Origin of the sequence: Asticcacaulis sp., from assembly GCF_020217185.1 — a bacterium.
Taxonomy (GTDB): domain Bacteria; phylum Pseudomonadota; class Alphaproteobacteria; order Caulobacterales; family Caulobacteraceae; genus Asticcacaulis.
Window position 1 is genome coordinate 1 of record NZ_JAIWNX010000013.1, and the last position, 10,000, is coordinate 10,000.

General features: G+C 61.0%; 11 protein-coding genes, 1 tRNA gene and 1 pseudogene. 7 read left to right on the plus strand and 6 right to left on the minus strand.

The window, feature by feature from the left end; translation table 11 throughout:
• The first annotated feature begins 295 nt into the window (after window positions 1-295).
• Window positions 296-1,423: a tRNA guanosine(34) transglycosylase Tgt gene (tgt, locus tag LDL37_RS00600; protein WP_290792829.1), complete on the plus strand. Its 1,128-nt coding sequence runs from the start codon at window positions 296-298 to the stop codon at window positions 1,421-1,423.
• A gap of 26 nt (window positions 1,424-1,449) precedes the next feature.
• On the opposite strand, the gene LDL37_RS00605 is transcribed toward tgt, so the two are convergent.
• Window positions 1,450-2,163 (minus strand): hypothetical protein, encoded by a 714-nt coding sequence (locus LDL37_RS00605; RefSeq protein ID WP_290792831.1) that lies wholly within the window; start codon window positions 2,161-2,163, stop codon window positions 1,450-1,452.
• A 145-nt stretch (window positions 2,164-2,308) separates the two neighbouring features.
• Between LDL37_RS00605 and LDL37_RS00610 the strand changes: the two genes are divergently transcribed.
• A tRNA-Lys gene (locus LDL37_RS00610) sits at window positions 2,309-2,385 on the plus strand.
• Between the two features lie 197 nt (window positions 2,386-2,582).
• Here the strand turns inward: LDL37_RS00610 and hspQ are convergent.
• Window positions 2,583-2,963 carry a heat shock protein HspQ gene (gene hspQ / locus LDL37_RS00615; protein WP_290792834.1) on the minus strand — a complete coding sequence of 127 codons (381 nt, stop codon included), beginning with the start codon at window positions 2,961-2,963 and terminating at the stop codon, window positions 2,583-2,585.
• Window positions 2,964-3,229: 266 nt separating this feature from the next.
• Between hspQ and LDL37_RS00620 the strand changes: the two genes are divergently transcribed.
• Window positions 3,230-4,444: a Ppx/GppA phosphatase family protein gene (locus tag LDL37_RS00620; protein WP_290792837.1), complete on the plus strand. Its 1,215-nt coding sequence runs from the start codon at window positions 3,230-3,232 to the stop codon at window positions 4,442-4,444.
• On the opposite strand, the gene queE is transcribed toward LDL37_RS00620, so the two are convergent.
• Window positions 4,437-5,087: a 7-carboxy-7-deazaguanine synthase gene (queE, locus tag LDL37_RS00625; protein WP_290792840.1), complete on the minus strand. Its 651-nt coding sequence runs from the start codon at window positions 5,085-5,087 to the stop codon at window positions 4,437-4,439. The genes LDL37_RS00620 and queE overlap by 8 nt on opposite strands.
• Window positions 5,087-5,812: a 7-cyano-7-deazaguanine synthase QueC gene (gene queC / locus LDL37_RS00630; protein ID WP_290792842.1), complete on the minus strand. Its 726-nt coding sequence runs from the start codon at window positions 5,810-5,812 to the stop codon at window positions 5,087-5,089. Before queC ends, queE begins: the two co-directional genes overlap by 1 nt.
• Before the next feature lie 249 nt (window positions 5,813-6,061).
• Here queC and LDL37_RS00635 point away from each other — a divergent pair, with 249 nt between their 5' ends.
• From LDL37_RS00635 to LDL37_RS00650, 4 genes are all read left to right on the plus strand, one after another.
• The gene (locus LDL37_RS00635) at window positions 6,062-6,514 is read left to right on the plus strand and encodes a PaaI family thioesterase (RefSeq protein ID WP_290792845.1); all 453 of its coding nucleotides are present in this window, start codon (window positions 6,062-6,064) and stop codon (window positions 6,512-6,514) included.
• On the plus strand, window positions 6,511-6,924 hold the full coding sequence (locus tag LDL37_RS00640; RefSeq protein WP_126423632.1) for a PaaI family thioesterase: 414 nt from the start codon (window positions 6,511-6,513) through the stop codon (window positions 6,922-6,924). The genes LDL37_RS00635 and LDL37_RS00640 overlap by 4 nt, the downstream gene beginning before the upstream one ends.
• Before the next feature lie 71 nt (window positions 6,925-6,995).
• Complete coding sequence (locus LDL37_RS00645) at window positions 6,996-7,397, plus strand: hypothetical protein (RefSeq protein ID WP_290792850.1); 402 nt, start codon at window positions 6,996-6,998, stop codon at window positions 7,395-7,397.
• 73 nt (window positions 7,398-7,470) lie between these two features.
• Window positions 7,471-8,100, plus strand: a complete 630-nt coding sequence (locus tag LDL37_RS00650) for a helix-turn-helix transcriptional regulator (protein ID WP_290792853.1) — start codon at window positions 7,471-7,473, stop codon at window positions 8,098-8,100.
• A 132-nt stretch (window positions 8,101-8,232) separates the two neighbouring features.
• Here LDL37_RS00650 and LDL37_RS00655 read toward each other — a convergent pair whose 3' ends face one another.
• Both LDL37_RS00655 and lysK read right to left on the minus strand, forming a co-directional pair.
• Window positions 8,233-9,384, minus strand: a complete 1,152-nt coding sequence (locus LDL37_RS00655; RefSeq protein WP_290792856.1) for a serine hydrolase domain-containing protein — start codon at window positions 9,382-9,384, stop codon at window positions 8,233-8,235.
• Window positions 9,385-9,467: 83 nt separating this feature from the next.
• Window positions 9,468-10,000, minus strand: a pseudogene (gene lysK, locus LDL37_RS00660) (lysine--tRNA ligase); the annotation flags it as partial.

Genomic DNA, 10,000 nt, shown 5'->3' on the forward strand with positions numbered 1-10,000 from the left:
CTGTTCCTGTTCGGCGACTTTACCGGCAGGCCAGGCCACGCCGAGACGCTGGCACCCGGCATAGGGTGCGAAATTCGCACACAGTCAGGCGGACCGTCATGGGGCACCACCGTTGTCTCCGTTCACAGTGAGTTGACGCCATTTTTGCGGGTGGAGCGAGTCCAACAACGCCTGTCCGAGGAAGACGCGGCTTTTAAGCATCCGTCTGATCTATGTCGCGGAGCTTACGAAACATGGAGAAACGGATAGGCATCACGGGTTTACTCTGTGACCGGCCTTCTGTATGACCCCGCCCATGTCCGCATTCCCTTTTGAAATCTCCGCTTCCGATGGTCAGGCCCGCACGGGCGTGCTGAAAACGCCGCGTGGTGATATCCCGACCCCCATCTTCATGCCGGTGGGCACCGCCGCCACGGTCAAGGCCCTGACGCTTGACATGGTGCGTCAGAGCCATGCCAAAATCATCCTCGGCAACACCTATCACCTGATGCTGCGCCCGTCGGCGGAGCGTGTGAAGCGACTGGGCGGTCTGCACAGATTTATGGGCTGGGACGGTCCCATCCTCACCGATTCCGGCGGCTTTCAGGTGATGAGCCTGTCGCAGATTTCCAAAGTCACCGAAGAGGCCGTCACCTTCCAGAGCCATATCGACGGCTCAAAGCACGTCCTGTCCCCGGAACGTTCGATGGAGATTCAGGCTGACCTGCTGGGTTCCGACATCGTGATGCAACTCGATGAGTGCGTCTCATGGCCCGCCGACGAAGCGCGCGCGCAAAAGGCGCTGCAACTGTCGGCGCGCTGGGGGCTACGATCGAAACAGGCCTTCGGGCAGCGCGACACACAGGCCCTGTTCGGCATCCAGCAGGGCTCGACCTTTGAGCGCTTGCGCCGGGAATCGACCGACCGCCTGCTGGAGATCGGCTTTGACGGCTATGCCATCGGCGGTCTGGCCGTCGGTGAAGGCCATGAGGCCATGTGCGACACGCTCGAATACTGCGCGCCGCTCCTGCCGTGGGATCGTCCGCGCTACCTGATGGGGGTGGGTAAGCCGATTGATCTGGTCGAAGGCGTGGCGCGCGGCGTCGATATGTTCGACTGCGTCCTGCCGACCCGCTCTGGCCGCCATGGTCAGGTGTGGACGTGGGAAGGCCCGATCAACATCAAAAACGCCCGCTTTGCCGAAGACGACACGCCGCTGGATACCACCAGCGACTGTCCGGCCAGCCGCGACTATTCCAAGGCCTATCTGCACCACCTGTTCAAGGCCGAGGAAATCCTGGGGCAGGTGCTGCTGAGCTGGCACAACATCGCCTTCTTTCAGGCCTTGATGATCCGCATGCGCGCCGCCATCGCAGCCGGTGAGTTTCAGGCCTTCCGCAAATGGTTCCACGAAACGCATCTGAAAGCGCCCACCCCAAACTGACGGGCGCTTTAATACCAACGGTGTAATTATTTGCGTTTGTTGATTTTTCGCGGTGTCGGTGCTGCGGCCGGGGTCGGCTCGACCACTTCTTCCACCGTCACACGGGCCTGTTTGGGGACGAACCACGACGGCGCGGCCGGTGGGGCGCAGTTCTTGTTCATCCCGATGCCTTTCAGATAGGCCCGGCGTACATTGCCGGCAGCAATGGCGCGGTCCATGGCCTTCTGATGCTTTTCGGCCCCCGTCACCTTGCGGATCAGGCCGCGCATGGGCAGCACATCGGTGGCCGCTGAACGCACCGCCGTCAGGGTCGCGTCCGAGGCCATCTTGCCGCCGCGTGTGGTCATGGTGCCTTCCGGGGGCGGCGGTTCATCAAAATCCGGCCCCAGCGCCTGATCCAGCAGGGCCACCTCGCCCGCGATGGATTCGCAATTCTCCAGATTGGCCAGATCGTAAGTGTTTTTCGACGCCCGCATCAGAACCGGCGGGATTTCCTTACGTTTCAGGTTGAGATCCACCAGCGGCGCGGTAATGGCATCCCCGAAGCCGTCCCCCACATCCGAAGCGCTCTTGCGCATGGTCTGAGTGAACGTCGGATCATTTTTCGTCTTGGGGTCGGCGGCCTCTACGGGGTGAGATTCGACGATCTGCACCTTGTCAGGCTTGCTCGCGCAGGCACTGAGGGGGCCGAAGAGGCACGCGATTCCGCCAATAGCCGAAGCGATACGCCACATCTTCATTCTGAAAGTCCCTCCGCGCACCCTGCTGTACGCCATTTATCTACAACACAACACATAAAACTTGAACCTTGCGCTTGCGCAAACAAAAACTCCCCACTATGAAGGCCGCACCCGAAACGACTTCGGTCGTAAGGTACGTCTTGATGAGCCCGTAGCTCAGCCGGCTAGAGCATCTGACTTTTAATCAGAGGGTCCTGGGTTCGAGTCCCAGCGGGCTCACCAATTCTTCCAGAATTGGTGAGCTTTTTTTATGTCAGTTTCATTCGCCATCATAAAGAAACCATCATGAATGCGGGCTGAACGCGATTTCAGCCGCGCGCGGACCCTGCCGCCTTATCCACGACGAAACGATTGCAGCACGGCAAAATTACGGCAGTCCCTTACAGGATTGGGGATGACGCCCCGCGGATCAGAGCCGCTTAATTGGCCAGACGCGATTTCAGCAGATAGCGGCCATTTTCGAAACGCTCGAAGATCAGTTCGGCCTGCGGGTGGCGCAGCGGCATACCCGTGTCGTCTGGGCAGAGATTGCCCTCGGACGCATAGGCGACGTAGCAGATGTCGCCATTTTCCGCGAGCAGGTGATAAAAGGGTTGATCCTTTTCCGGGCGCACCGCTTCGGGGATGGCCAGCAGCCATTCTTCGGTATCGGAAAACTGTGGATCAATATCGAAGACAACGCCGCGAAAGTCGAACAGGACGTGGCGGACCAACTGACCGATGCCGAAACGCGCCGCACGATCCCCCTGACCGGCGGCATAGGCACCGGTAACGGAACCAGAGACAGAATCGGTCATCATCAGCGCCTCCCCTCGGTTGCGGTATTGTCCACCCGTCTGGTGTAGCGCGACTCGGCATCTGCGCCTTCCCCCTTCCCCCTTTGGTTGTCGGAAACGCCGTCAATTCATGCGGCACGTGGGTCGTTGCAGAATTACCCGTCCGCGCCGTGACGAAATTAACACAAAAGCGCTTTGCACGGAGGAAAATGCGTTCTAGGTTGAGGGTAACTTGACGCGGCCAAAGGCCCCTGCGTCCCACATACTGATAAAGCGGGGTATGAGCCACCATGAGTGAGGCTCCCTCAAAAAGCGGTCCGCCCCGCAGGCGGGGACCGCGCCGCGCCCGCAAAGGCAGCGGCCACCGCGCGGCCCAGACCGTTAAGTCGGTGCCGGTCGCCTCGCCCGCGCAAGCCCAACCGCAAAAAGACAGACCGCCTCAGCGTCCGGTGACGACGGACGCATCGCCGCTCTATGCCGCGCTTGATCTCGGCACGAATAATTGCCGCCTGATGATCGCCGCCTGGCACAATGGTCAGTTTCGCATCGTTGAGGCCTTTTCGCGTATTGTGCGGCTGGGCGAAGGCCTCAGCCAGACCGGAAACCTGTCGGATCGCGCCATGGAGCGTGCATTGGCGGCGCTTAAGCTGTGCGCCGAAAAGATCGGGCGGCGGCCGGTGGTACGCACGCGCGCCGTCGCCACGCAGGCCTGCCGCATCGCGCAAAACGGTCCCGACTTCGTCCGTCGCGTTGAAAAGGAAACCGGTCTCAAACTGACCATTATCACGCCGGAAGAAGAAGCGCGCCTGTCGGTGGTCGGCTGTGCCTCCTTGCTGGAAGGCGACGCCAGGGCCGCCATTGTGATGGATGTCGGCGGCGGTTCGACAGAGATTTCATGGCTGCCGCTGGGCGAAGAGGCAGAAACGACTGGCGCAAACGCCCCGCAGGGTCTGACCGCGCGGGGCAAGCCGCCGCGACCGCAATACTGGATTTCCATTCCCAAAGGCGTGGTCAATCTGGCCGAACGCTTCCCGGAGCCGCCCGACGGCGACAAGCAGGCGTGGTTCGCGCAGATGGTCGAGGACGTGCGTCAATCCCTGATCGACTTCAAGGCCCCGGAGCCTTTGCGCCCCCATTTCGATGCGCAGCAGGCCTATATTGTCGGCACGTCGGGGGCCATTACCTCTCTGGCCGGGATGCACCTGAAGCTTGAGCGTTATGACCGCTCCAAGGTCGATGGCCTGTGGATGACGCATGATCAGTGCCGCGCGGTTATCGACCGTCTGCTGGGATTGGGGCAAAGGGGGCGCGAACAGGAACCCTGTATCGGCAAAGATCGCGCCGATCTGGTACTGGCCGGCGCCGCCATTCTGGAGGCCGTGCAAAGCCTGTGGCCGTGCGACCGCCTGCGCGTCGCCGATCGCGGCCTGCGCGAAGGCCTGCTGCTGTCGATGGTCAAAAAGCGGCCGCGCCGCCGCCGGGCGCGCCGGGGTAAATCTACCTGATCCCCACGACCTTGTGCGTCTGCACGCTCATGCGCCATTGCGGGTGGGCCAGACAATAGTCGATCACGGCCTGTGTATGGGCAGCGCGCGTCACCGGGTCCTGATCCAGCGGGTCTTTCGGTTGCAAATAGAAGCGCTCAAAGTCCATGGCGGCAAATTCCGCCGGATCGACGCGCTCCTGCGGCCAGACCAGTTTCAGTTCCTGCCCCGACGTCTGATGCAGGCGGTTTTCGCCCTTGGGCGAGATGCACAGCCAGTCGATCCCTTTGGGGGCGCGCAGCGTGCCGTTCGATTCCACCGCGATAAAATAGCCCGCCGCCTTGACCGCAGCAATCAGCGGCGCATCCAGTTGCAGCAGCGGTTCGCCGCCGGTGAAAACGACCGATTTGTGCGCCGGGTCAATCTGACCCCAATGCGCATCCAGCGCTGCCGCCACGGCTTCGGGGGTGTCGAACTTGCCGCCCCCCTCGCCGTCCGTGCCGACAAAATCCGTGTCGCAGAAGGTGCAGGCGGCCGTCGCGCGGTCCTGTTCGCGCCCGCTCCAGAGGTTGCAGCCGGCAAAGCGCGCAAACACCGCCACGCGGCCCGCCTGCCCGCCTTCGCCCTGAAGAGTCAGGAATATCTCTTTGAAACTATAGACCATCAGCCGTTACGCCACTGCTCGAAACCGCGTGCCCTCAGTTCGCACGCTGGGCAGGTGCCGCAGCCATATCCCCATTCATGGCGCTCACCGCGCTCACCCATATAGCAGGTGTGGGTGTCTTCGAGCACCAGATCGACCAGCGCCTCGCCACCCAGTTGATGCGTCAGCGCCCAGGTTTCGGCCTTGGTCAGGAACATCAGCGGCGTGTCGATAATATAGGGCCGCTCGATGCCAAGATTGAGCACGGTTTGCATCGCTTCCAGCGTATCCTTGCGGCAGTCGGGATAGCCGGAGAAGTCGGTTTCACACATGCCCCCGACCAGATGATCAATGCCGCGACGGTCCGCCACGGCGGCCGCATAGACGAAAAAGACCAGATTGCGTCCCGGCACGAAGGAGTTGGGCAGGCCGCGTTCACCCATGCGGATTTCCTGTTCGCGCGTCAGCGACGATTCCGCCACGCGCCCGAAGCCTTTGAGATCAACGACATGATCGTCGCCCAGTCGCGTGCGCGCCGGTTCAAACACCTCGGGAAAGCGTTGCAGAACGCGGGCGCGCGTCGTCATTTCAATGGCGTGGCGCTGGCCATAGTCGAAGCCGATGGTTTCCACGCGCTCGAAATGGGTCAGGGCCCAGGCGAGGCAGGCGGTCGAATCCTGCCCGCCGGAAAACAGCACCAGAGCCGAACGGTCGGCGGGCACGGTTTCAAGATCGGACGGGGTCATGGGTACTCTCTGGGCAACGGAAACAAAGGTTTCTCCTGTAAAGAAACCGTTTCAACGAATTTGCAAGTGCAAACTATCGCCTGTGAGGCGCGCAATCGTTTTGACGTGAAGGTCAAAATGCGTCACAATGTAACCAAAAAGGCCTGTGCCTCAGATAATAAGACTATTTTGTGGCGTATTTATAGGTGGCAAGTCGCATCAGAACTTTCCAGCAACCCATTGAATAATAGAACATAGAGAGGCGAAGCAATGCCAATTGCGCCTTTTCGTGAAGGTTTCGACCTTCTGGTGGACAATATCCCCTATATGAAGGCGCTGGGCGCCCGCTATGCCGGACGCAGCGAAGACGGCATCCGGCTGCGCCTGCCCTACGCTCAGCCCCTGGTCGGTGATCCGGAAACGGGGGTCATCGCGGGCGGTGCCGTAACGGCACTGCTTGACCACGCCTGCGGCATGGCGGTTTGGGATGAACTGAATGAATACAAACCCATAGCCACCATGGATTTGCGCATCGACTATATGCGCCCGGCCCAGCCCAACCGCGATCTGTTTATCCTCGCCAAATGCTACAAGCTGACGCGCAGCGTCGGCTTCGTGCGCGGCTTCGCCTATGACGACACCCTGAGCGACCCGGTCGCCGCGGCGCAGGCGGCCTTTATCATCTCGCACCCCTGCCTCAAAAACCGCGAGGCCCACGCATGATTGCCGACCTGATGATCAGCGGCCCGGAAGAGTTATTCAGCCGCATCCCTTTCGCGCAGTTTCTCAATCTGCGCATGGAGATGGCGGGCAATGAACTGACGACCATCCTGCCGTTCGCGCCGCACCTGATCGGTAACCCGCTGCTGCCGGCCCTGCACGGCGGCACGATAGGGGCGTTTCTGGAACTGACCGCCACGGCGCAGTTGTCGGTGTTTGAAACGTTCGATCAGATCCCCAAACCGGTCAATGTCAGTGTGCAGTATCTGCGCTCCGGCAAGCCCATTGACACCTATGCCCGCGCGCGCATCAACCGCGTCGGCCGCACCATCGCCAATGTTGAGGCCTGGGCGTGGCAGGAACTGCGCGAACAGCCCATCGCCACACTTCAGGCACACTTTTTGATTTGCTAAATCGGGCTTGCCACAATCTATAGATGTTTCTACTCTTCCCGACCTGTTCTGGTGTTTCGGGGGGGAGCCCGTTGCCGGTAGAAACAAGACGCCCGCAGGGGCTACGGCGCGCAATCCGTCAGCGAATCGACGGCGTTTTCCGCGATGACGGGCGTCAGCGTGTGTGGATCGCCGGGCTCCTGAGCTGTCTGCCGCTGCTGGCGCTGTGGGGCAGTGCCTATGGCTATATCATCAGTGCTTTGATCGCGAACGGCTTTTTTCTGGGTGTGCTGATTACCCTGAGCTGGAAATCCCCACATCCGTGGCCAGTGATCGCGGGGGGCTGTCAATGGCTTTCGGTGATGCTGCCCGTGCTGGCCCTGAGTGACGGGCGGATCAGGCCGATGACACTGGTAATGGCGCTGACGGTCTCTACTCTGAGCGTGCTGGGGGTGATACTGTGGGGCGCGCTGGCCACACGGCGCAGGAAATAGGACTATATTCATAAATTAAGTTGATTTTCCTGTAAGCGGATTTATTTTCCTCCCATCTCACGGGAAAACCGGCATGTCCCTGTCGCACGCGCAAATCTGGAACGCCATAGACCGTCTGGCGCTGAATCTCGGCACGTCGCCGTCGGGACTGGCGCGACTGGCGGGTCTCGATCCCACGGCGTTCAACAAGTCGAAGCGGCAATCGAGCGAAGACCCGCCGCGGCCGCGCTGGCCTTCGACCGAGAGTCTGGCCAAGCTGCTGGAGGCGACGGGCCAGAGCTTTTCCGATTTTGCCGCCCTGACCGAGCCGCGCCCGGTGCCGAAGGGTGTGCCTTTGATCGGGTTTGCGCAGGCGGGCAATGACGGCCTGTTTGACGATGCGGGGTTTCCGGTCGGACAGGGCTGGGACGAGATCGGCCTGCCGGCGGGTGAAGGGCTCTATGCGCTTGAGATTTCAGGCGATTCCATGCTGCCGCTCTACCGCGACGGCGACCGTATCATTGTCGATCCGCTGCGTCAGAACCTGCGGCGCGGCGACCGGGTGGTGGTGAAGACCAGCGAAGGCGAGGTCATGGCCAAGGAACTGGTGCGGCTGACCGAGAAGCAGGTTGAGCTGCGGTCGCTCAATCCGGACTTTTCCAATCGGGTGCTGGAGCGATCGCAGGTGACGTGGATGGCGCGGATTGTGTGGGCCAGTCAGTGATGGGATGTTTCGGGGTGTGGGGTCCGTGACCCCACATCTTCTTATTCCCATAAAAAGCCGCCCCCTGCGGGCGATTTTTATGGGAAGGAAAAGGCTTGGGGCCATAGGCTCCAAACCCCAAAACCCTCCCCGTCACGACCTCCCCGCGTGATCCCCATACTCCCACTCATAGGGCACGCCTGTCTCTCCCAAAACGAACCTTACCAGCGCGGCAAAGCCGGCTTCCGCGCGTACATCGTTCGACAGGATAACCACACAGCGCTTTGATTTTTCAATGCAAACCCATGTATTGGCCGTGATGTCATTATGCCCGCCCTTGTAAAAGCCGGGCCCCTGCGGTCCGTCAAACACCACCACGCCCAGACCCGCATAGAGGTCGGCCCGCTGCTGATCCACCGGTAATTCGGGCTGAAAGGGTGGAAACTGCGTCCGCGTCGTGATCTTCAACTGCCGTTTGGTGATGTCCGCCCGCCACGCCGCGCTCAGCCCCTCACCGCGTACAAAGGCCGCCGCAAAACGCGCAAAATCGGCAATCGTCGTATCCATAGATCCGGACACCCGCACCTTTGACCGCTCATCGTGCGCCTCACCCTCCCCCTTGTCGTTCCAGCCATCGGCCAGATTGCCCGCAAAGTCCGGCCGCCAGATCAGGCTGGTACGCACCATCCCCAAGCCTTTGAAGATACGGTCGGTTTCGTCGCGCAGACTGAGGCCCAGTCCCGTTTCCATGGCAAATTGCAGCGTCAGCAGACCATCCCCCGAATAGGCGTAACGCGCCCCCGGATCGAAATGGAATGTCAGCTTTTCATCCGGTTCCAGAAAATGGAAGTTGGCAAAGCCGCTCGAATGGGTCAGCACAATACGCGGCGTCAGCTTGCGCCAGCGCTCATCCAGCGCCGACCAGTCGCTATAGCGATTGATGATGTCGGGCGACGCATAGCTCGGCAAAGGCTGAGGCAGCATATCCGCCAGAGGCGTATCCAGCGTCAAACGCCCCTGATCGACCTGCTGCATGACCGAATAGGCGAACACCGCCTTGGTCAGCGAGGCGCCGTACATAACGGTTTGCGTCGTCAGGGGCTCACCCTTGGCGTTGCGCACGCCATAGGCCTGCACATAGCCGACCTTGCCGTCGTCGATGACCGCGATGGCCAGCCCTTTGGCCCCGGTGTCTTTCAGGACCCGGTGCACTTCGGCATCAATAGCTGAGGGACCGGGCAGGCTGTGCGCCCCCGCCAGAGAGGGAAAAACCGCCAACGCCGCACCGATAAGCCACGCACGCATGAACACCTCCCTTTGGTTACAGCAGGGAGATTGACACGCATAAGACAAAAGGAAAGCCTCTTCGTTGCCAAAGAGGCTGCCTTTTATACCAGTTCGCCCTTAATGCCCTGATCAAGCAGGTCCAGCGTCCGTTCGATGCCGAAAATGGCCACGAAGGAGCCGAAGCGCGGCCCCTGGGATTGCCCCAGCAGCACCTCATAGAGTGCCTGAAACCACGCGCGTAAGGGCTCGAATTCATGCGCTTTTCCGACTTCGAAGACGATGTTCTGGATGGCCTCGGCATCGCGCGTTTCGGGATCGAGCACTGCCAGACGGTCACGCAGGTCGATCAGCGCCGCCTTTTCCTTGGCGTCGGGCAGACGGAAGGTCTTGGACGGTTTAACGAAGTCCTCGAAATAGTTGAGCGCATAACCGGCCAGACGGTCGAGCACCGGCTCTGTTTCGGGCGTCGCCCCCGGAATATAGGCGCGCAGGAAGCCCCACAGCGTCTCTTTGTCCGAGGCATTGGCCGCCGAAACGAGGTTGAGCATCAGGCCAAAGGTCACCGGCGGCGACTTCGTGCCCGTTTCGCCGCGCAGGACGAACCAGACCGGATTTTCGATCTGCTTGGCCTCTT